The organism is Rhizobacter sp., from assembly GCF_032229685.1.
GTDB lineage: Bacteria > Pseudomonadota > Gammaproteobacteria > Burkholderiales > Burkholderiaceae_C > LMDS01.
Genome location: NZ_JAVTWP010000030.1, coordinates 174893 through 196002, shown reverse-complemented (window position 1 = coordinate 196002; position 21110 = coordinate 174893). Strand labels below are relative to the sequence as shown.

The window sequence follows — 21110 nt, the reverse complement described above, 5'->3', positions numbered from 1 at the left end:
GGGATGAGCGCTTGGGAGCGGCCCGGCGCGCTCATGGCGCTGCGCCCTCGGGCACGCTGACCCACGCGGCAGCGCGCTTGGCCGACAAGGCCGCGAGGCCTTCCGAGGCCGTGCCGCTGCGCAGTGCCGCTGCGAACGCGAGCGACGCGAAATCGAGCGTCGGTGCCAGTGCCTCGCTGCGGCACTGCAGGATCGTTTTCGTGGCGCGCATCGCGCCCGGCTCGGCACAGCCGAGCTCGGCCAGCAGCGCATTTACGCGCTCGTTCAACGCGTCGCCTTCGTGCAGTTCGTCGGCCAGGTTGCAGCCCAGCGCCTGCGCCGCGCCGATGCGCCGGCCGGTCAGCATCAGCCGCAAGGCCGCGCCGTGGCCGAGCCGCGCGGCGACAAAAGGCGCGATCTGAGCCGGGGGCAAACCGAGTGTCACTTCCGGCATGCCGAACTGCGCCGTGCCGCTGGCGAGCACGAAGTCGCACGCCGCCGCCAGCCCCACGCCGCCGCCCATGGCCGCACCTTCGACGACGGCGATGGTCGCCACCGGGCAGGCCTGCAGGCGTTCGAGCATGGCGCCGAAACCGCGGTTGAACACGGCGATCGGGTCGGGGCCGCTGGTGGGTGCGGCGGCGGCCATGAGTTCGCGAAAGCGGCTGAAGTCACCACCCGCGCAGAACGTGCCACCGGCCCCGCGGATCACCAGCGCACGCGTCTGCGGGCTCGACCCCGCGAGCGCGATGGCGTCGCTCAGGCCGGCCACCATCGTGTCGCTCAGCGCATTGCGCGTCGCTGGCGAATCCAGCGTCGCGAACACGAAGGCCCCGCGCGTTTCGATGCGGATCACGGCCGGTGCCTCAGCGCTTGCCCGGCAGCGTGTGCATGAACTTGCTGATGATGCCGAGCATCACTTCGTCGGCACCGCCGGCGATGGAGGCCAGGCGCCCGTCGCGGTACATGCGCGAGACGCGGTTGTCCCACGTGTAACCCATGCCGCCCCAGTACTGCATGCAGCTGTCGGGCACGGTGCGCAGCAGGCGGCTCGACTTCAGCTTGGCCATCGAGGCCCACTCGGTCACGTCCTTGCCCTGCACGTACTGCTCGGTCGCCATGTAGACCAGGCCACGCAGCGATTCGATCTCGGTCTTCAGTTCGGCGAGCTTGAAGTGAACCACCTGGTTGTCGAGCACGCTCTTGCCGAAGATCTGGCGCTCGCGGGTGTATTCGATGGTTTCGTCGATGCAGTTCGACAGCCCCTGGATCGCGTTCGCCGCCGCCCACAGCCGCTCTTCCTGGAACTGCATCATCTGGTAGGTGAAGCCCATCCCTTCCTGGCCGACGAGATTGCGCTGCGGCACACGCACGCCGTCGAAGTGGATCAGCCCGGTGTCGCTGGCCATCATGCCGATCTTGCGGATCTTCTTCGCGCGCGTCACGCCGGGCGAATTCATCGGCACCATGATCAGGCTCTTGTTCTTGTGCGCCGCGCCTTCCGAGGTGTTCGCCAGCACGCACATCCAGTCGGCCTGCAGGCTGTTGGTGATCCACATCTTGCCGCCGTTGATGACGTAGTCGTCGCCATCTTTCTTGGCCGTGGTCTTGATGCTCGCCACGTCGGAGCCGGCGCCGGGCTCCGAGACGCCGATGCATCCGACCGCGTCACCGCTGATCGCCGGCGCCAGAAACTCGCGGCGCAGCGCGTCGGAGCCGAAACGCGCGAGCGCGGGCGTGGCCATATCGGTCTGCACGCCCACGGCCATCGGCACGCCGCCGCAGTCGCAGTGGCCGAGCGCTTCGGCCATCACCACCGAGTAGGAATAGTCGAGCGCCATGCCGCCGTAGTCGGTGGGCTTGGTCAGGCCGAGCAAGCCCAGGTCGCCGAGCTTCTTGAAGACCTCGTGCGCCGGGAAGGCTTCGGCCGCTTCCCATTCTTCGACGTGCGGGTTGATTTCGTCGGTGATGAAGCGTTTCAGCGTGCGCCGGATCTCTTCGTGTTCGTGGGTGAGTTGCATGGGCGTGTCTCCGGGTGGGTCAGGGGCGGGCCACGCCGAACTGCATCGGGTGCAGCGTGCGCCGGTTCGTTTCATCACACAAAGCGAGCGTGAGGGCGAGCACGCGGCGTGTGTCGCGCGGGTCGATGATGCCGTCGTCGAGCAGCAGGCCCGAGGTGTAGAACGCATGCATCTGGCGCTCGAAGGTGTCGACGATCTTCGCCTTCAGCGCCGCCAGCCTGGTTTCGTCGACCGGCTCGCCCTTGCGCGCCGCGCCTTCGCGCATCACGATCTCCATCGTGCCGGCGGCCTGCTCGGGGCCCATCACGGCGGTGCGTGCGTTGGGCCAGCTGAACACGAAGCGCGGGTGAAATCCGCGGCCGCACATGCCGTAGTTGCCGGCGCCGAACGAGGCGCCGCATTGAATGGTGATCTGCGGCACCGTGGCGTTCGACAGCGCCTGGATCTGCTTCGCGCCGTGTTTGATCATGCCGGCGCGTTCGGCCTCAGTGCCGACGATGAAGCCGGTCGTGTTCTGCAGGTAGACGATGGGCGTGCCGGTTTGGCAGCAGCTCTGGATGAAGTGCGTGAGCTTGGTGCTGCCGGCCGGGTCGAGCGGGCCGTTGTTGGTGACGAGGCCGATGCGGAACCCGGCAATCGCGGCGTATCCACAAACCGTGGCGGGCCCGTGGTCGGGCTTGAACTCGAGGAAGTTCGAACCGTCGACGATGCGCGCGACCACGTGGCGCATCTCGACCGGCTTTTTCATGTCGGCCGCGAACAGGCCGAGCAGGTCTTCGGCATCGGCCTTCGGCGCCGGGCCATCGGGCCACGACGCTGGCGGCTGCCAGCCGAGCGCCTTGACCAGATCGCGCGCCATGCCGAGCGCGTGCGCGTCGTCGTCGGCCACGTAGTCGGCCAGGCCCGAGACCGTGGAATGCATGTCGGCACCACCGAGCGCCTCGTCGGTCGCGACTTCACCGGTGGCAGCCTTGAGCAGCGGTGGCCCGGCCAGGAATGCGCGGGCCCGGCCGCGCACCATGATCACGTGGTCGGACAGGCCGGTCATGTAAGCGCCACCGGCCGTCGAAGAACCATGCACCACGGCGATGACCGGCAGCCCGGCGGCCGAGAGCCGCGCCAGCATGTAGAACGCGCTGCCGCCGTGGATGAATTGTTCGACGCGGTACTTCAGCAGGTTGGCGCCGGCCGATTCGACCAGGTGCACGAAGGGCAGCTTGTTCTCGAGCGCGATGGCTTGCGCGCGCTGCAGCTTTTCAAGGCCCTGCGGCTGCAGCGCACCGGCTTCGATGCCGGCGTCGTCGGCGATGAGCATCACGCGGGTGCCGGCCACCACACCGATGCCGGCGATCACGCCCCCGCCGGGCACCGACTTCTCGGGGTCGGGCACGTCTTGCAGCCAGCCGGCGAGCGTGGAGAGTTCGAGAAACGGCACGCCCGGGTCGAGCAGCCGTGCGACACGTTCGCGCGGCAGCAACTGGCCACGTTTGTCGAACAGCGCCTGCGCGCGCTGGCTAGCGGCACGCGTGCGGGCTTCGAGTGCACGCCATTGTTCGATCAACCCGAGTCCGTGCGCGCGGTTGGCGGCGAAGGCTTCGCTGCCGGTGTTCAGGCGGAGGTCGACGAGGGACATTTCAGTCCTGCAATACCTTGGGCGTGGCCGCGAACTGAAACCCGTCGAACGGGGTGTTGCTGCCGCCGGTGCCCACTTCGGGCCAGATGCGTTTGGCGTTCGGTGCCGCGCCGTCGATGCGCAGGCAGGCGCCCGAGATGAAGGCCGCGGCCGGCGAGAGCAGGAAGACGATCGCGGCCGAGACCTCGCTTTCGGTGCCGAGCCGGCGAAGCGGCACCAGGTCTTTCATGCCACGGATCGTCTCGCGCATCATCGGCGGGTACTGGTCCATGCCGCTCGAGGCGATCCAGCCCGGCGCCACCGCGTTGCTGCGGATCGGCGCCCATTCGAGCGCTGCAGTCTCGGTGAAGTTGAGCATGCCGGCGCGCGCCGCGCCCGAGTGCGCCATGCCCGGCATGCCACCCCAGATGTCGGCAATGATGTTGACGATGGCGCAGTCGCCGGCATCAATGCTGCCCATCCACTGCGTGACGCACTCGCGCGCCATCAGAAAGCCGCCGGTCAGGTTGTTGCGCACGACAGCGTCCCAGCCCTTGGCGCTGATCGACGCCAGCGGCGAAGGAAACTGCCCGCCGGCGTTGTTGACGAGGCCGTCGATGCGGTGGTGGCGTTCGAGCACGGCGGTGACGGTGGCGCGCACGGCGTCTTCCTCGCGGATGTCGCAGCTGTGCGTTGAGCAGACGCCACCCGCCGCTTCGATCTCGGCGCGCACCGCTTCGAGCTTGTCGGCCTTGCGCCCGACGATCGCCACGGCCGCGCCGAGCGCCGCCAGCTCGTGCGCCGTGCAACGCCCGATGCCCGAGCCGCCGCCGGTGACGACCACCACCTTGCCGGCAAACAGGCCCGGCTGAAACACCGATCGATACGCCGACATCCGCACCCCGAAATATCTGCCAACCAAGCACTTGCTTGGTAACTTGCCGGCGAGTGTGCGCGTGCCCATAATGCGTTGTCAATTGGAGACCGCACCATGCCGAACGCAATGATCTTCGACGCCGTGCGCACGCCGCGTGGCAAGGGCAAAAAAGACGGCAGCCTGCACGAGGTCAAGCCCGTCGATCTGCTCGCCGGCCTGCTGCTGCAACTGCAGAAGCGCCTGGCCTTCGACCCGTTGCAACTCGACGACGTGGTGATGGGCGTGGTCTCGCCGGTGGGCGAGCAGGGCTCGGTGATCGCGAAGACGGCCGCGCTGAAGGCGGGCTGGGACTTCCGCGTTGCCGGCATGCAGATCAACCGCTTCTGCGCTTCGGGCCTGGAAGCCGTGAACCTCGCCGCGCAGAAGGTCGCCAGCGGCTGGGAAGACATGGTCGTCGCGGGTGGCGTCGAGAGCATGTCGCGCGTGCCGATCGGCTCCGACGGCGGTGCCTGGGCGCAGGACCCGGAAACCAACTTTGCCACCGGCTTCGTGCCGCAGGGCATCGGCGCCGACCTGATCGCCACGCTGGCCGGCTGGGGGCGGGAAGACGTCGACCGTTATGCGCTCGGCTCGCAGCAACGCGCCGCGGCCGCGCAGGCTGCCGGCCACTTCGATCGTTCGGTGATCGCGGTCACCGACAGCATCGGCCTGCCGGTGCTCGAACGCGACGAGTTCATCAAACCCCGCACCACGCTCGAAGGCCTGGCCTCGTTGAAGGTCGCGTTCGGCGAGCTCGGCGGCATGGGCTTCGACGCGGTCGCGCTCGCACGCTACCCGCAGGTCGAGCGCATCCACCACGTGCACACGGCCGGCAACTCGTCGGGCATCGTCGACGGTGCTGCGGCGGTGCTGATCGGCAGCGAAGCGAAGGGCCGCGAGATGGGGCTCACGCCGCGCGGGCGTGTCGTCGCCACCGCCTTGTCGGGCGCCGACCCGACCATCATGCTCACCGGCCCGATGCCGGCCTCGCGCAAGGCCCTGGCCAAGGCGGGGCTGACGGTCGACGACATCGACCTGTTCGAAGTCAACGAAGCCTTCGCGGCCGTGCCGATGCGCTTCATGCTCGAGATGGGCGTGCCGCACGAGAAGGTCAACGTCAACGGCGGCGCGATCGCGCTCGGCCACCCGCTGGGCGCGACCGGTGCGATGCTGGTCGGCACGCTGCTCGACGAGCTCGAGCGCCGCCAGCTCAAACGCGGCCTCGTCACGCTGTGCGTGGGCGGCGGCATGGGCATCGCGACCATCATCGAAAGGGTCTGAGATGCAGACCATTCGCTACGAACTCGACAGCGACGGCATCGCCACCGTCACGCTCGACGCACCCGGCGCGCCGGTCAACACGATGACGCCGCAGTGGCAGGCCGACCTGGCCGAAGTGGCCGACTGCCTCGAGCGAGACAAGGCGCAGATCAAGGGTGTTTTGCTGACCTCGGCCAAGACCACCTTCTTCGCCGGTGCCGAACTGAACAGCGTCTTGAAGCTGAAGGCCGAAGACGCGGCGCCCGGCTTCAAGAGCATCGAAGCGATGAAGCGCAGCTTTCGCCGCATCGAAACGCTGGGCCGGCCGGTCGTGGCGCTGCTCAATGGCGCCGCGCTCGGGGGTGGCTGGGAAGTGGCCCTCGCCGCGCACGCCCGTTTCGCGCTCGACGACCGCAAGATCCAGTTCGGCACGCCCGAGGTGTCGCTCGGCCTGATCCCCGGCGCCACCGGCATCACGAAGACGGTGCGCCTGCTCGGGCTGATGGCGGCCCAACCCTACCTGCTCGAAGGCCAGCTCTTCGGCCCGCGCGAAGCGCTCGAACTCGGCCTGGTGCAAGGCCTGGGCGACAACATCGAGAGCCTGCGCGCGCAGGCGCTGGCTTGGATCGCCGATCACCCCGACGCGACCCAGCCCTGGGACCGCAAGGACTACAAGATGCCAGGCGGCACGCCGGCCAGCCCGAAGATCGCCGCCGGCCTCGTCGTGGCGCCGGCGATGCTGGCGCAGAAGACGCGCGGGCTGTACCCGGCGGCGCACGCGATCCTCGAGGCGATGGTCGAAGGCGCGATGGTCGACTACGACACGGCCACGCGCATCGAGAGCCGCAAGCTCGCGAAGACGATGGTGAGCCAGACCACGAAGAACATGGTCACCGCGTTCTTCTTCAACATGAACGCGATCAAGTCCGGCAAGTCACGGCCCGCGGGCGTGCCACGCTGGAAGCCGGCCAAGGTGGGCGTGCTGGGCGCCGGCATGATGGGTGCGGGCATCGCTCACGCCGCTGCCTCGCGCGGTTTTGCCTGCGTGCTCAAAGACGTGAATGTCGAGAAGGCGAGAACCGGTTTCGAAGCGGTCCGCAAGCTCACGCTGCCGCTGGTGGCGCGCGGCCGCATGAGCGAAGTGCAGCAGGCGCAGATGCTGAACCTGATCACGCCGACCGGCGACGCCGCCGGCCTGCAAGGTTGCGACCTGATCATCGAGGCCGTGTTCGAGCAACGCGACCTGAAGGCCACCGTCACGCGCGAGGCCGAACCGACGCTGGCCGCGGGTGGCGTGTTCGCATCGAACACCTCGACGCTGCCGATCACCGGCCTGGCGCAGGCGAGCGCGCGGCCCGAGAAGTTCATCGGCCTGCACTTCTTCTCGCCGGTGCACAAGATGAAGCTGGTCGAGATCATCCGCGGCGAGCGCACCGACGACGAGACCGTGGCGCGGGCGTTCGATTTCGTGACCGCGCTCGGCAAGATCCCGATCGTCGTCAACGATTCACGCGGCTTCTTCACGAGCCGCGTGTTCGGCACCTTCGTGATGGAAGGGGCGACCATGCTCGCCGAAGGCATTGCCGCACCGATGATCGAACACGCCGCGCTGGCCGCCGGCATGCCGGTCGGCCCGCTGGCGGTGCTCGACGAGACCTCGCTGTCGCTCTCGGTCCACGTGCTCGACCAGACGCGTGCCGACTTCGCCGCTGCCGGCAAGCGCTTCGAACCTGGTGTTGGGGAGTTGCTGGTCGAGCGCCTCGTGAAGCAGCTGAAGCGCCCGGGCCGGGCGGGTGGCGGTGGTTTCTACGACTACCCCGCGGGTGGCGCCAAGACCTTGTGGCCCGAACTGAAGAGTCTGTTCGAACGCGCCGATGTGTCGGTGAGCGTCGATGAACTGAAGCAGCGGCTGTTGTACCGGCAGGCCATCGAAACAGCACGCTGCCTGAGCGAAAGGGTGCTGACCAACACGGCCGACGCGAACATCGGCTCGATCTTCGGCATCGGCTTCCCGGCCTGGACGGGCGGGGCGATGCAGTTCATCGAGTCAGAAGGCCGCGCACGCTTTCTGGACAACGCCGATGCCCTGGCGGCGAAACACGGCGCGCGCTTTGCCCTCGCGCCCGACGTGCGTCGTTGTATAGAGGCCTTGCCGGCCTGAGTCGGTTTGATGTGGTTTGGCGCAGGCGTGAAAAAGCCCCGCGTGCGGGGCTTTTCTCTTGGCGCGCCGAAGCTTCACTTCAGCGTCATGATCCACTGAACGAGTTGTTTCGCTTCGGCCTCGCTCACTTGGGCGTTGGCTGGCATCGGCACCGGGCCCCAGGCGCCGGAGCCACCCTTGATGACCTTCTGGGCCAGCTTGTCGACGGCGTCTTTCTGGCCGGCGTACTTGGCAGCGACTTCCTTGTAGGCCGGGCCGACGACCTTCTTGTCGATGGCGTGGCAGGCCATGCAGTTCTTCTTCTGGGCCAGGTCGGCGTTGGCAAAAGCGGGTGCCGACACGACGGTGGCAACGGCGAGCAGCAGGGAAGGCGTGAATTTCATGGGTTCCTCTTGGACAGACCGGGTTGGGGACACTCAGCTACAGCTACAGTCAGCATAACGGATCGCCGTGCCGCCGGTTGACGCGGGCTTCACCGGCTGAAACTGGCACACAAGGAGTCAGAACATGTTCTTCGTCATCGTCGGTGTGGGCCTGATCTTGCTGAACTTGGCCGGTATCGGCCCGATGGGGCTGTGGAACTGGGAAATCACCGGCGATCTGTGGAAGATGGTGTTGCCCTTCATCCTGGCGGTCTTGTGGTGGTGGTGGGCCGACGCGACCGGCTTGAACAAGCGCCGCGAGATGGACAAGATGCAGGCGAAAAAGCAGAAGCGCCGGGAAGAAAACCTCCAGGCGCTCGGCATGAGCCCGCGCAAGAGCCGCAAGCGCTGAGGCTGGCGGCCCGAGCGCTGCCCCTTACTCGAACTTGTCGAGCACCGCGCCCGAGCTGGCGCTCGAGGCATTGAACGCGAACTTGGCAAGCACACCGCGGGTGTAGCGCGGCTTCGGCGCTTTCCACGCCGCGCGGCGTTCGCCCAGCACGGCGTCGCTCACGTTCAGCTGCAAGGTCAGCGTGTGGGCATCGATCGTGATCGAGTCACCTTCGTGCACCAGCGCGATGTTGCCGCCCGCGTGCGCCTCGGGCGCCACGTGGCCGACCACCATGCCCCAGGTGCCGCCCGAAAAGCGCCCGTCGGTGATCAGGCCGACCGATTCGCCCAAGCCCTGGCCGATCAGCGCGCCGGTGGGGGCGAGCATTTCCGGCATGCCCGGTGCGCCCTTCGGCCCGAGGTAACGCAGCACCATCACGTCGCCGGCCACGATCTTCTTGGCCATGATCGCGGCGAGTGCCGACTGCTCGTCGTCGAAAACGCGCGCCGGCCCGGTGATCACCGGGTTCTTCAGGCCGGTGATCTTGGCCACGCATCCTTCGGGCGAGAGGTTGCCGCGCAGGATCGCGAGGTGGCCCTGTTCGTACATCGGCTTGTCGATCGTGCGGATCACGTTTTGGTCTGCGCGCGGCGCATCGGGGATGGCGGCGAGGTTCTCTGCCACCGTCTTGCCGGTGATCGTGATGCAGTCGCCGTGCAGCAGGCCGGCCTTCAGCAGCACCTTCATCACCTGCGGAATGCCACCGGCCCGGTGCAGGTCGACGGCGAGGTACTGGCCCGATGGCTTCAGGTCGCACAGCACCGGCACCTTCTTGCGCATGCGCTCGAAGTCGTCGATCGTCCACTCGACACCGGCCGTGTGGGCGATCGCCAGGAAGTGCAGCACCGCGTTGGTCGAACCGCCGGTGGCCATGATCACGGCCACGGCGTTCTCGATGCTCTTGCGGGTGACGATGTCGCGTGGCTTCAGGTCGTTCTTGACCGCTTCCACGAGCACCCGCGCTGCTTCGGTCGCCGCACCCGAGATCTCGTCGTGCGGGTTCGCCATGGTCGACGAAAACGGCAGGCTCATGCCGAGCGCCTCGAAGGCCGAACTCATGGTGTTGGCGGTGTACATGCCGCCGCACGAGCCGTTGCCGGGGATGGCGCGGCGCTCGATCTGGCAGAAATCTTCTTCGCTCATGTTGCCGGCGCTGAACTGGCCGACGGCTTCGAACACGCTGACGATGTTGAGGTCTTGCCCCTTGTAGCGCCCCGGCAGGATCGTGCCGCCGTAGACGTAGATCGCCGGCACGTTGGCGCGCAGGATGCCCATCATGCCGCCCGGCATGTTCTTGTCGCAGCCGCCGACCACGAGCACGCCGTCCATCCACTGGCCGCCCACGCAGGTTTCGATGCAGTCGGCGATCACCTCGCGCGAGACCAGGCTGTACTTCATGCCTTCGGTGCCCATCGCCATGCCGTCGCTGATGGTCGGCGTGCCGAAGATCTGGGCGTTGCCGCCGGCCGCTTCGATGCCGGACACGGCGGCGTCGGCGAGCTTCTGCAGGCCGGAATTGCAAGGCGTGATCGTCGAGTGGCCGTTGGCCACGCCGATCATCGGCTTCTTGAAGTCGCCTTCTTCGTAGCCGAGGGCGTAGTACATCGAACGGTTCGGTGCACGCGCCACGCCCTCGGTGATGTTGGCCGAGCGTCGGTTGATCTTCATGGGTGTCTCCTCAGATGAGGCGCAGAGTATCGGGGCCGGCGTGACCAGCGTCCAATATATGTTTGCGCCAGCATTGATATGCTTGGCAAATGAAAGACGACGCTGCGCTTCCCGTGATCGAGCTGCGGGCCTGGCGCCAGTTCCTCGTGCTGGCCGAGCAGCTGCACTTCGGCCGTGCCGCGGCGCTGCTCAACATGACGCAACCGCCGCTCACGCTGGCGGTGCAGCAGATCGAGCGGCGCCTCGGCGTGGCGTTGTTCGAGCGCACCCGCCGCAGCGTGGTGCTCACCCCGGGCGGGCTGGCGCTCGTCGAGCCGGTGCGGCAGTTGCTGCGCCAGGCGGCGGCGTTGCCGGGGCTGGCCCGCAGTGCCACGCTGGGCGAGATCGGCCGCATCCGCATCGGCTTCATCTCCACGGTGGGCTTCGGCCCGCTGCCGGCCTGGCTGCGGGCGTTTCGCGAGCGTTGCCCGGGCATCTCGGTCGAGCTGATCGAAGCGACCGGCGACGTGCAGCTCAAGGCCTTCGAGCGCGGCGAGATCGACGCCGGCTTCGTGCTGCACGCGCCCGGCATGGTGCCTGGCGCGTCGCTCGGCTTGCAGGCGCTGTCGCTCGGGGTCGAACCGCTGGTGCTGGCGCTGCCGGAGTCTTTGCCCTGGGCCGCGGCGAAGCGCCTGCGCGTGGCCGAGGTGCTGGCGCAGCCGCTGGTGATCTTCCCGCGCGCCATCACGCCGTCTCTGTTCGACGCGGTGCTGGCGTTCTACCACCGCCACGGCGTGACCCCGGCCATCGCGCAAGAGGCGATCCAGATGCAGACGATCGTGAACCTCGTGTCGGCCGGTCTGGGCATCGCGCTCGTGCCGAAAGCGGTGACACAACTGCAGCGCGCCGGGGTGGTCTACCGGCCGCTGCCAGCCGGGCTGGCAACCGCCGCGCCGCAGTGCGAGACCAGCCTGGTCTGGCCGTCCGCCGCCGAGCCGGCGGTGCAAGGTTTTGTCGAGTTCGTGCGCAGCCGGCTCTGAAAGCCGGTGGGGTATCGTTCGCGCTGCTCCCCGCTCCCGACCCAGCCCATGCTCGTCTACCCACAATTCAACCCGGTCGCGTTGCAGCTCGGCCCGATCGCCATCCACTGGTACGGGCTGACCTACCTCGCGGCCTTCGGCCTGTTCATCTGGCTCGGTGCGCAGCGTGTGAAGCTCGCGCACTTCCTGCAGGCCGGCTGGACGCGGCGTGACATCGAAGACCTGCTGTTCTACGGCGTGCTCGGCGTCGTGATCGGCGGGCGACTCGGCTACGTGCTGTTCTACAAGCCCGGCTACTACGCCGCCCACCCGCTCGAGGTGTTCGCGGTGTGGAAGGGCGGCATGGCCTTCCACGGCGGGCTGCTCGGCGTGCTCGTCGCGATGGCGGTGTTCGCGCGAATGCGCGGCCGTCGCTTCCTCGAAGTGACCGACCTGATCGCGCCGTGCGTGCCGACCGGCCTGGCCTGCGGGCGCATCGGCAACTTCATCAACGGTGAACTGCCGGGCCGCGCCGCCGACCCGAGCCTGCCCTGGGCGATGGTCTACCCGCAGACCGGTTCGCCACTGCCGCGCCACCCGTCGTCGCTGTACCAGTTCTTGCTCGAAGGGCTGTTGCTCTTCGTCGTGTTGTGGTTCTACGCGAAGAGGCCGCGCGGGCTGGGGCAGGTGTCGGGCGTGTTCCTGATCGGCTACGGCGTGCTGCGTTTCGTGGCCGAGTTCTTCCGCGAGCCCGACGACTTTCTCGGCTTGTTGAGCCTGGGCATGAGCATGGGGCAGTGGCTGTGCGTGCCGATGGTTGTCGCCGGCATCGCCCTCTGGGTCATGGGCCGGTCCAAGCCTGCCACATGACAAGGCTGCTCCTCGCGGCTTTGGCAGGCGCGCTCTTCTGCGCCGCGCCACTGTGGGCCCAGACCGTCAAGGACGCGTCGCTCGCTGGCCTGCTCGACACCGGCCGTTATGCCGAGGCCGAACGCGCCGCCACGGCCCGCATCGCCGCCCGGCCCGATGACATGGACGGCTATGCCACGCTGACGCTCTCGGTGCTCAACAGCAGCGACGCAGCGCAGCGCGAGGCCGCCCTGAAGCTGCTCGAAGCCTGCGCTGCGCGCCTGCCGCAAGCCGCCATGTGCCACTACGGTGTGGGCAGCGTGCTCGGCGCGCAGGCCTTGTCGCAAGGCATGCTCAAGGCGCTCGGCAGCGTCGGGCGGGTGCGTGATGCGCTCGCCCGGGCCGTCGAACTCGACCCGCTGCTCTACGCCGCCCGCAACGCGCTGGTGCAGTTCTACCTCGTGGTGCCCGGCATCGCCGGCGGCAGCACGACGAAAGCGCGCGAGGTCGCAAGCGCTGCCGCGCCGCGCCAGCCCGAACACGCCAAGCTGCTGATCGCGCTGGTCGACATCGGGCAAAAGAAGCCCGATCAGGCCGAGGCGGGCCTCGCTTCGGTGCGCGCCGGCGACGACAAGGAACTGGCCGCCGACGTGGCCGAAGTCTGGGCCCAGCTCGGCTTCACCTACCTGAACGACAAGAAGGATGCCAAGGCACGCGCCGTGTTCGAGCGCATGGTGGTCGACCGGCCGGCCAGCCCGCGTGGGCACTACGGCCTGGGCCGCGTGTTCACCGACCTGGGCCAGTTCGACCAAGCGATTGCCGCCTTCGAACGCGCCGCCGCGCTCGACCGCACGGGCGGCTTGCCGATCGACTACCGCGCTGCGCTGGCCTACCAGGCCAAGGGCGACCGCGACAAGGCGCGTGCGCTGCTCACACGGTTCGTGGCGGCCGGCAAAGGCAGCTCGCAGAATCTCGATGACGCGAAGAAGCGCCTGGCGCAGATGGCCGATGCCGGCTGAAGCGCGCCTCTAAAATCGGGCCATGCGCCAAATCTTCTTCGACACCGAAACCACCGGCCTCAGCCCCGAATCGGGCGACCGCATCATCGAGATCGGCTGCGTCGAAATGATCGGCCGCCGGCTCACCGGCCGCAACCTGCACTTCTACGTCAACCCCGAGCGCAGCAGCCACGAAGACGCCGTGAAGATCCACGGCCTGACCGACGAATTCCTGGCCGACAAGCCGCTCTTCGCCGCCATCGCCGACGAGTTGCTGGAGTACCTGGCGGGCGCCGAGATCATCATCCACAACGCCGGCTTCGACGTGGGCTTCCTGAACGAGGAACTGCGGCGTCTGGGCCGCCCGAAGTTCGCGACACTGGTGGAGAAAATCACCGACAGTTTGTCGATGGCGCGCGAGATGTTCCCCGGCAAGGCCAACTCGCTGGACGCCCTGTGCAAACGCCTCGAGGTCGACAACTCGAACCGCAGCCTGCACGGCGCCTTGCTCGACGCCGGGCTGCTCGCCGAGGTGTACATCCGCATGACGCGCGGGCAGAACTCGCTGGTGATCGACGCCGGCGAATCGTCGGCCGCGCAGATGGCGCTCGAAGCGGTCGATTTCGCCGCGCTTGTGCTGCCGGTGATCGAAGCCAGCGAAGCCGAAGCGGCCGCGCACGCCGCGATGCTGCTCGATCTCGACAAGGCCAGTGGCGGCAAGACGGTGTGGCCACGGTCGGCCGAGCCGGCTGTGGCATAATCTGCGGCTGTCTGGAACCCCAACGGGCACCACAGGCAGGTACAGGATTCGGGCGGTTAGCTCAGGGGTAGAGCACAACATTCACACTGTTGGGGTCGGAGGTTCGAAGCCTCCACCGCCCACCAACCAGCGCCTCGGCAGCGCAGCAAACGGCGACCATTCGGTCGCCGTTCTGTTTTGGGCGTGGGTTGCTGCGGCGCCGGCTATGCTGCCCACATGGACACAGTCGATGCAGTGGTGATCGGCGCCGGCGTGGTCGGTCTGGCGGTCGGTCGGGCGCTGGCGCAGCGCGGGCTCGAGACGGTGGTGCTCGAACGCACGAACCTGATCGGCAGCGGCACCAGTTCGCGCAACAGCGAAGTGATTCACGCGGGCATCTACTACGCCACCGGTTCGCTCAAGGCGCGCCTGTGCGTGCAGGGGCGCCAGGCGCTGTACGCATATTGCGAGACCCACGGCGTCGAACACCGGCGCTGCGGCAAGCTGCTCGTCGCCACGAGCGAAGCGCAGCGTGCGAAGCTCACGCAGATCCAGGCGCTCGCGGCGCTCAACGGGGTGCACGACCTTCAGCTGCTGAACGCCGAAGAAGTGCGCGTGCTCGAACCCGAACTCCGTGCTGTGGCCGCGCTGCATTCGCCTTCGACCGGCATTGTCGACAGCCACGGCCTGATGCTCGCGTTCCAGGGCGATCTCGAACGTGCGGGCGGGGCGCTCGCCCTGCTGGCCCCGGTCGACACCATCGACGTGCGTGGCGCGCTGCCACTGCTGCAGGTCGGCGGCGAAGCACCGATGGAACTCGCCGCGCGCGTGGTCGTGAACGCTGCCGGGCTGTGGGCGCCGCACGTCGCCGCCGGCATGCTCGGCTTGGCACCGCAGCACGTGCCGAAAGCGCACTACGCCAAGGGCAACTACTTCTCGCTCGCGCCGCGGGCGCCGTTCTCGCGGCTGATCTACCCGATCCCGCAGGAAGCCGGCCTCGGTGTGCACCTCACGCTCGACCTCGCCGGGCAGGCCCGGTTCGGGCCCGACGTGGAGTGGGTCAATCCGGCCACGCCGGCAGAGATCGACTACCGCGTCGACGTTTCACGCGCTGCGGCTTTCGAGGCCGACATCCGCAGCTACTGGCCCGGCCTGCCGGCGGGCGCTTTGCAACCGGCCTACAGCGGCGTGCGCCCGAAATTGCAGGGTGCCGGGCACCCGGCCGGCGACTTCGTGCTGCAGGGCCCGGCCGATCACGGCGTGGCCGGCTTGATGAACCTGTTCGGCATCGAATCGCCGGGGCTGACGTCGAGCCTCGCGCTCGCCGACGAGGTGCTCAGGCGCCTGGCGTTGTAGGTGTGCCGGCCGCTTCGCCCTGCGGCTGCCACTGGCCGTTGACGAGCAGCTCGTGCGGCGCGAACTGGGCCTTGTAGGCCATCTTGCCGCTCTGACCGATCCAGTAGCCCAGGTACACGTGCGGCAGCTTCAGGGCCCGCGTCTGCTCGATCTGCCACATCACGTTGTAGGTGCCGTAGCTGGCACGCTCGTCGGGCTCGAAGAAGGTGTAGACCGCCGACAGGCCGTCGTTCAGCACGTCGAGGATCGAGACCATCTTCAGTGTGCCCAGGCCTTCGGCCGACGGCTCGCGAAACTCGACCAGCCTCGAATTGACCCGGCTCTGCAGCAGGAACTGCGTGTACTGGTCGATGCTGTCGTGGTCCATGCCGCCCCCTACATGGCGGCCGGCCTGGTAACGCAGGTAGAGCTGGTAATGCTCTGGCACGAAGCACAGCCGCAGTACGCGTGCTTCGAGGTGCTGGTGGGCCTTGAAGGCGCGCCGCTGGCTGCGGTTGGGCTTGAACCCCGCCACCGGCACACGCAGCGGCAGGCAGGCCTTGCAGCCGTCGCAATAGGGGCGGTAGGTGAACATGCCGCTGCGCCGAAAGCCGTTGGCGACCAGCCCGGAATAAGCGTCGGCGTGGATCAGGTGGCTGGGCGTGGCGACCTGCGAACGTGCCATGCGCCCGTCGATGTAGCTGCACGGGTAGGGCGCCGTGGCGTAGAACTGCAAAGACGCGAGCGGGAGTTCTTTGGGGTGGGTCACAGGCCGGTGTCCTCTGTGGCCGCCGGTTCGAGGTGCCGCCACAGGCGCAAATCATAGGACCAATCGGTGACCGGCGGCGCCCCCCGAACCGAGGCCACACGCGCTTCGAACTCGGCGCGTGTGATCTCGCCTGCACCCAGCGAAGCCAGGTGGCCGGTGCGCTGCTGGCAGTCGATCATCGGCATGGCGTGCTCGCGGCAGAAGCACACGAGCGCGGCCAGCGCGATCTTCGACGCGTCGGTGCGGTGCGAGAACATCGATTCGCCGAAGAACATGCGCCCGAGGCTCACGCCGTACAGGCCGCCGACGAGCTCGCCGTCGATCCAGGTCTCGAAGCTGTGGGCGCGGCCGAGCGCATGCCAGGCGCAATAGGCCTCGACCATCTCGGGCACGATCCAGGTGCCGCTCTGACCTTCGCGCGGCGCGCCGGCACAGGCACTGATGACCCGCCTGAAAGCGCTGTCGATGCGCAGCTCGCAGCGCGGGTTGCGGTGAAACTTCTGCACGGTCTTGCGCAGCGAGCGCGAAAGCTTGAAGTTGGCGGTGAGCAGCACCATGCGCGGGTCGGGCGACCACCACAGCACCGGCTGGCCTTCGCTGTACCAGGGGAACACGCCCTTCGAATAGGCCTCGGTCAGGCGCTCGGGCGTGAGCTCGCCGCCGGCGGCCAGCAGCCCGGGCGCGTCGCTGCCCGGCGGCAGCGCGAGCCGGGTGCTCGGCAGCCGGTCGCCGGGCTGGCGCAGCCAGGTGATCACGTCACTCCATCGACCAGCCGTGGCTCACGATCAGCGACTGGCCGGTGAGCGCGTTCGACGGGAACGCGGCGAACAAGAGCGCGACTTCGGCCACGTCCTGGATGGTCGTGAACTCGCCGTCGACGGTGTCTTTCAGCATCACCTTCTTGATCACGTCGTCTTCGCTGATGCCGAGCGCTTTCGACTGCTCGGGGATCTGCTTGTCGACGAGCGGCGTGCGCACGAAGCCGGGGCAGATCACGTTGGAGCGCACGCCGTACTTCGCACCTTCCTTGGCGATGGTCTTCGACAGGCCGATCAGGCCGTGCTTGGCCGTGACGTAGGGCGCCTTCAGCACCGAGGCTTCTTTCGAGTGCACCGAGCCCATGTAGATGATCGAGCCGCCGCGCTTGCCGGCGTACATGTGCGGCAGGCAGGCCTTGGTGGTGAGGAAGGCGCCGTCGAGGTGGATCGCCAGCATCTTCTTCCACTCGGCGTACGGAAAGTCTTCGACCGGGTGCACGATCTGGATGCCGGCGTTGCTCACGAGCACGTCCACGCCACCGTAGGCGGCCACCACCTCGGCCACGGCGGCGTTGACCTGCTCTTCGCTCGTCACGTCCATCGCCACGGCCATCGCGGTGCCGCCGGCTTTGTTGATCTCGTCGGCGGTGGCCTGGGCTGCCGGCTTGTTCATGTCGGCGATCACGACCTTGCCGCCTTCGCGCCCGTAGGTGAGGGCGATTTCCTTGCCGATGCCGCTGGCGGCGCCCGTGACGATGCAGACCTTGTCCTTGAGTTTCATGGTGTCGTGATTCCGCGTGGGGTTGAAGTGAATGAGGGTGTTCGGGCCAGTGTTCAGACCGCGGCCGACACCGATGCCGGGCTGTCGGAGGTCAGGTCGAACACGTGCACACCGTGGGCCTTGCGCTCGCGTTTCAGCCAGCGCGGGTCATGCAAGGTGTGCGCCATGTCGGCCCGCCCGGCGTCCCAGTGTTCGTGCATCGACAAGCGCGAGAACTCGTAGTCCTTCGACTGGGTCTCGTAGTGTTTGCTGCGGTAGATCAGGTGCACGACGTCGACAGCGCCTTCGCAGCGCAGCCGCGCCAGCGCCCGCGCGTCGGGGTCGTCGCGCAAGGCTGAAGGCAGCTTGGCGAGCAGGCGCTGTGCCGCCTGCGCGATCACCTGGCGGTCGAGTTCCATGGTCGTGTTCAGCCGGGTGCGGCTCGAGAAGCGGATGTCTTTCTCGCGCTCGGTCACGTCGGCCAGCGTGGTCGGCAAGGCGCCGCGCGCCGCGAACAGGTCGACCTGGATGACAACGCGGCGCTGCCGCTGCCCCGGCTGGTCGAGCACGTATTGCAGGGGGGTGTTCGAGACCAGGCCGCCGTCCCAGTAGTGTTCGCCATCGATCTCGACCGGCGCGAAGCCGGGTGGCAACGCGCCGCTGGCCATGATGTGGCGTGCGTCGAGCTCCTGTTTCATCGAGTCGAAGTACTCGAAGTTGCCGGTGCGCACGTTGACAGCGCCGACCGACAAGCGCACCGAGCCCGAATTGATGCGGTCGAAGTCGACCAGGTTCTCCAGCGTCTGGCGCAGCGGTGTGGTGTCGTAGTAGCTGATCGCCTCGGGCGTGCCGCGCGGCTGGAACGGCGCCGGTGGAAAGCGCGGCTTGAAGAAACCCGGCACGCCGAACAGCATGCCCTGCGAGGCGCTCGCTTCGTTCAGCCCTTCGCGCGAGCCGAAACCCTGCGCCAGTGCTGGCGGGGCGATCGACGAACTGACGAGCTCCCAGAATGCACGCAGCCGCTCGACGCGGCGCGAGACCGGGTTGCCGACGATCAGCGCCGCGTTGATCGCACCGATCGAGATGCCGGCCACCCAGCTCGGCTCGCGCCAGGTTTTCACGAGCGACTCGAACACGCCCGCCTGGTAGGCCCCGAGGGCACCACCGCCTTGCAGCACCAGGATGCAGTCTTCCTTCGGTGGCGGGTGGTTCTCGCTGTGCTGCTGGGTCATGACTTCTGCTTCTCGAAGGAACGGCCAAGCATAGCGCCGGGCGAGTTCACAGGTTGGCAGCGTCCAGTTCGGCCCGGGTCGGCAGGCCTTCGGTGTCGCCCAGCACCTGCACGGCGCGGGCACCGATCCAGGCGCCGCGTTTCACGGCATCGGGCACGCTGCGGCCTTCGAGCAGGGCGCTGACCACGCCGACGGCAAAGCCGTCACCGGCGCCCACGGTATCGACGACCTTGTCGACGGGGAACCCGTCGACCTGCCCGCAGCCGGCCTCGCCATCGAAGTAGGCGCCTTCGGGGCCCAGTTTCACCACCACGAGTCGCGCGCCACGTTGCCGGTAGAACCGTGCCACCGCTTCGGGCGTGGTCTCGCCGGTCAGCAGGCGGCCTTCTTCGAGCCCGGGCAAGACCCAGTCGGCGCGGGCTGCGAGGCCATTGACCTCGTGCCGCATCAGCTCGGTCGAACCCCAGAGCGTGGGCCGCAGGTTCGGGTCGAAAGACACCGTGCGGCCGGCGTCGCGCATCACGCCGATGCTCTTCTTCGCCGCTTCGAGCGTGCTGGCCGAGACGGCGGCGAACACGCCGGTGGCGTGCAGGTGGCGCGCGCCACGCAGCCAGGCTTCGTCGACATCGGCCGGGCCCATGCGGCTCGCGGCCGAGCCGGCGCGGTGGTACTCGATGGTCGGGTCGCTGCCGTCGCTGGTGCGTGCCTTGAGCATCAGGCCGGTGCGCTGGGCCGGGTCGCTCATCACCTTGGAGCAGTCGATGCCTTCACGCCGCATCGTCGCCAGAAGGTAGCGCCCCATCGAGTCGGCGCCGAGCCGGCTGGCCCAGCCGACGGCCAGGCCCAGGCGCGCCAGGCCGATCGCCACGTTGGTCTCGGCGCCGGCCGTGCGTTTGTGAAAACCGGGCGTGTCTTCGAGCGGGCCGGCGGTGTCGGCCACCAGCAGCAGCATGGCTTCGCCGAAGGTGACGACGTCGAGCGCGCGGGGTGCCGAAGGCGGTGCATGTTCTTGAGGCATGGTCGTCATTCTGGCTTGTGACAGCGTGTTGTCTGACACACTGCTGTCGCAATTTCTTACACTCATCTGGCGCACAGGGCCGTGCAATTTTCGCTGCAGCGCTCAATACTGCGTCTCATGCGATTCAACCCGCTTGCTCTCATCTTCGTGCCGGGCATCGGCCTCGCCGGTCTGCTGGTCGGTGGCGCCGACGGCGCGCAGAGCGCTCTGGCCGCCTGGCTGCTGATCGTGGGTTTTGTGTCGGTCTGGACGCTGGCTCGCGGGCCGATCGAAGCAGACAACGCGCAGCTCTGAGGCACGCTCCCTTGCGGCACTCCGCCGCTTGGTTCGAGACCCGTCAGTTCAAACTGCTCGGCATCAAGCCCTGAATCCCAGACGCATCGAGATCTCGGCCACCGCTTGCCGCACGCCGTCAGCTTCTGCCGAGCCCCATTCCGCCGAAAAATTGTCTTCGTGCCCGAGCGCCGTGATCACGAGCGCGGCGCGGCCTTCATGGTCGAACACCGGGGCGCTGAACGCGTTGATGCCGGGGATCGGCCTCCCCATCGCCCGGGCCAGGCCCTGCGAGCGCACTTCGGCCGAGAGCTCCTTCAATTCACGTGCAAGGTTCTTCACCGGTGAACGGTCGGCGCGCCGCAACTCGGCCGAGTGGCCGCGCATCGCCTGTTCCAGCTGACTGGCCGGCAGCACCGCGGCGAAAGCGCGGCCGGTGGCCGTGCCCAGGATCGACATCACGGTGCCGGCGCGCATGTTCACGTGCAGCGGCTGGCTGCCTTCGATCAGGCGCACGACGGTCGGCCCGAAGTTCGCCCAGACCGCGATCACGACCGTCTGATCGATCCTGCGCGCCAGCGCTTCGGCCACCGGCGTCGCGGCCTTGATCGGGTCGCTCTGGTGCAGGCAGCTCAGCCCCATCTGCAAGGCCATCGGCCCGAGCGCGTAGCGGCCGGTGTGGGCTTCCTGCTCGACGAGCCCGAGTTTGCCGAAGCTCACCAGGTAGGGGTGAGCACGCGACGCGGGCAGGTCCGCGGCCGCGGCGAGGTCTTTCAGGCTCATCGACGCGGCGTGGTCGGTCAGTGCCTGCAACAGCCGGCCCCCGACCTCGACCGATTGAATCCCCCGCTGGCCCTTGTCTTCGTCGTCTTCGAGTTGCACAGTGGTCCTCCCGGCGCGATCGCGACTCTAACAAACAAGTTTGACAATGGCGAATCAATCCAAGATACT

The 21110-nt window shown here is 67.9% G+C and carries 21 protein-coding genes and 1 tRNA gene; 10 read left to right on the top strand and 12 right to left on the bottom strand.

Going from position 1 to position 21110, the window contains the following annotated elements:
- Positions 1–31: 31 nt before the first annotated feature.
- From AC30PD_RS11730 to AC30PD_RS11715, 4 genes are read right to left on the bottom strand one after another with little or no spacing between them, the layout of a single operon-like run.
- Positions 32–835, bottom strand: a complete 804-nt coding sequence (locus AC30PD_RS11730; RefSeq protein WP_489535831.1) for an enoyl-CoA hydratase/isomerase family protein — start codon at positions 833–835, stop codon at positions 32–34.
- Between the two features lie 10 nt (positions 836–845).
- Positions 846–2000 (bottom strand): acyl-CoA dehydrogenase family protein, encoded by a 1155-nt coding sequence (locus tag AC30PD_RS11725; protein WP_489535830.1) that lies wholly within the window; start codon positions 1998–2000, stop codon positions 846–848.
- A 19-nt stretch (positions 2001–2019) separates the two neighbouring features.
- A complete protein-coding gene (locus AC30PD_RS11720; RefSeq protein WP_489535829.1) occupies positions 2020–3633 on the bottom strand; it encodes an acyl-CoA carboxylase subunit beta in 1614 nt (537 codons plus the stop codon).
- Between the two features lies 1 nt (position 3634).
- Positions 3635–4507, bottom strand: a complete 873-nt coding sequence (locus tag AC30PD_RS11715) for an SDR family oxidoreductase (protein ID WP_489535828.1) — start codon at positions 4505–4507, stop codon at positions 3635–3637.
- A gap of 96 nt (positions 4508–4603) precedes the next feature.
- Between AC30PD_RS11715 and AC30PD_RS11710 the strand changes: the two genes are divergently transcribed.
- Both AC30PD_RS11710 and AC30PD_RS11705 read left to right on the top strand, forming a co-directional pair.
- Positions 4604–5809, top strand: coding sequence for an acetyl-CoA C-acetyltransferase (locus AC30PD_RS11710; protein WP_489535827.1), 1206 nt, complete (start codon positions 4604–4606; stop codon positions 5807–5809).
- A gap of 1 nt (position 5810) precedes the next feature.
- The gene (locus tag AC30PD_RS11705; protein ID WP_489535826.1) at positions 5811–7949 is read left to right on the top strand and encodes a 3-hydroxyacyl-CoA dehydrogenase NAD-binding domain-containing protein; all 2139 of its coding nucleotides are present in this window, start codon (positions 5811–5813) and stop codon (positions 7947–7949) included.
- Between the two features lie 74 nt (positions 7950–8023).
- Here AC30PD_RS11705 and AC30PD_RS11700 read toward each other — a convergent pair whose 3' ends face one another.
- Entirely contained in the window at positions 8024–8332 is a 309-nt protein-coding gene (locus AC30PD_RS11700) for a c-type cytochrome (RefSeq protein WP_489535825.1), read from the bottom strand.
- 124 nt (positions 8333–8456) lie between these two features.
- Here AC30PD_RS11700 and AC30PD_RS11695 point away from each other — a divergent pair, with 124 nt between their 5' ends.
- Entirely contained in the window at positions 8457–8723 is a 267-nt protein-coding gene (locus AC30PD_RS11695) for a TIGR04438 family Trp-rich protein (RefSeq protein ID WP_489535824.1), read from the top strand.
- Positions 8724–8747: 24 nt separating this feature from the next.
- On the opposite strand, the gene ilvD is transcribed toward AC30PD_RS11695, so the two are convergent.
- Entirely contained in the window at positions 8748–10430 is a 1683-nt protein-coding gene (gene ilvD / locus AC30PD_RS11690; RefSeq protein ID WP_489535823.1) for a dihydroxy-acid dehydratase, read from the bottom strand.
- Positions 10431–10519: 89 nt separating this feature from the next.
- Between ilvD and AC30PD_RS11685 the strand changes: the two genes are divergently transcribed.
- The 6 genes from AC30PD_RS11685 to AC30PD_RS11660 all read left to right on the top strand — a co-directional run bounded on the left by AC30PD_RS11685 (position 10520) and on the right by AC30PD_RS11660 (position 15370).
- On the top strand, positions 10520–11449 hold the full coding sequence (locus AC30PD_RS11685; protein ID WP_489535822.1) for a LysR family transcriptional regulator: 930 nt from the start codon (positions 10520–10522) through the stop codon (positions 11447–11449).
- 48 nt (positions 11450–11497) lie between these two features.
- Complete coding sequence (gene lgt, locus AC30PD_RS11680; RefSeq protein WP_489535821.1) at positions 11498–12298, top strand: prolipoprotein diacylglyceryl transferase; 801 nt, start codon at positions 11498–11500, stop codon at positions 12296–12298.
- A complete protein-coding gene (locus AC30PD_RS11675; protein WP_489535820.1) occupies positions 12295–13296 on the top strand; it encodes a tetratricopeptide repeat protein in 1002 nt (333 codons plus the stop codon). Before lgt ends, AC30PD_RS11675 begins: the two co-directional genes overlap by 4 nt.
- Positions 13297–13318: 22 nt before the next feature.
- Positions 13319–14035 carry a DNA polymerase III subunit epsilon gene (gene dnaQ / locus AC30PD_RS11670; protein ID WP_489535819.1) on the top strand — a complete coding sequence of 239 codons (717 nt, stop codon included), beginning with the start codon at positions 13319–13321 and terminating at the stop codon, positions 14033–14035.
- A 50-nt stretch (positions 14036–14085) separates the two neighbouring features.
- Positions 14086–14160: transfer RNA gene (locus AC30PD_RS11665), tRNA-Val, on the top strand.
- Between the two features lie 91 nt (positions 14161–14251).
- On the top strand, positions 14252–15370 hold the full coding sequence (locus AC30PD_RS11660) for an NAD(P)/FAD-dependent oxidoreductase (protein WP_489535818.1): 1119 nt from the start codon (positions 14252–14254) through the stop codon (positions 15368–15370).
- Here AC30PD_RS11660 and AC30PD_RS11655 read toward each other — a convergent pair.
- Genes AC30PD_RS11655 through AC30PD_RS11635 form a run of 5 tightly spaced genes read right to left on the bottom strand, consistent with a single transcriptional unit; the run spans position 15351 to position 19886 of the window.
- Positions 15351–16118: an arginyltransferase gene (locus AC30PD_RS11655; protein WP_489535817.1), complete on the bottom strand. Its 768-nt coding sequence runs from the start codon at positions 16116–16118 to the stop codon at positions 15351–15353. The genes AC30PD_RS11660 and AC30PD_RS11655 overlap by 20 nt on opposite strands.
- Positions 16115–16873 (bottom strand): leucyl/phenylalanyl-tRNA--protein transferase, encoded by a 759-nt coding sequence (gene aat, locus AC30PD_RS11650; RefSeq protein ID WP_489535816.1) that lies wholly within the window; start codon positions 16871–16873, stop codon positions 16115–16117. Before aat ends, AC30PD_RS11655 begins: the two co-directional genes overlap by 4 nt.
- 1 nt (position 16874) lies before the next feature.
- Complete coding sequence (locus AC30PD_RS11645; protein ID WP_489535815.1) at positions 16875–17657, bottom strand: 3-hydroxybutyrate dehydrogenase; 783 nt, start codon at positions 17655–17657, stop codon at positions 16875–16877.
- Positions 17658–17710: 53 nt separating this feature from the next.
- Positions 17711–18868, bottom strand: a complete 1158-nt coding sequence (locus tag AC30PD_RS11640) for a DUF3734 domain-containing protein (protein ID WP_489535814.1) — start codon at positions 18866–18868, stop codon at positions 17711–17713.
- 46 nt (positions 18869–18914) lie between these two features.
- On the bottom strand, positions 18915–19886 hold the full coding sequence (locus AC30PD_RS11635) for a sugar kinase (RefSeq protein WP_489535813.1): 972 nt from the start codon (positions 19884–19886) through the stop codon (positions 18915–18917).
- Positions 19887–20003: 117 nt separating this feature from the next.
- Between AC30PD_RS11635 and AC30PD_RS11630 the strand changes: the two genes are divergently transcribed.
- Entirely contained in the window at positions 20004–20180 is a 177-nt protein-coding gene (locus AC30PD_RS11630; protein ID WP_489535812.1) for a hypothetical protein, read from the top strand.
- Positions 20181–20243: 63 nt separating this feature from the next.
- Here the strand turns inward: AC30PD_RS11630 and AC30PD_RS11625 are convergent, their stop codons facing one another.
- Positions 20244–21041, bottom strand: a complete 798-nt coding sequence (locus tag AC30PD_RS11625) for an IclR family transcriptional regulator (protein WP_489535811.1) — start codon at positions 21039–21041, stop codon at positions 20244–20246.
- Between the last annotated feature and the right edge of the window lie 69 nt (positions 21042–21110).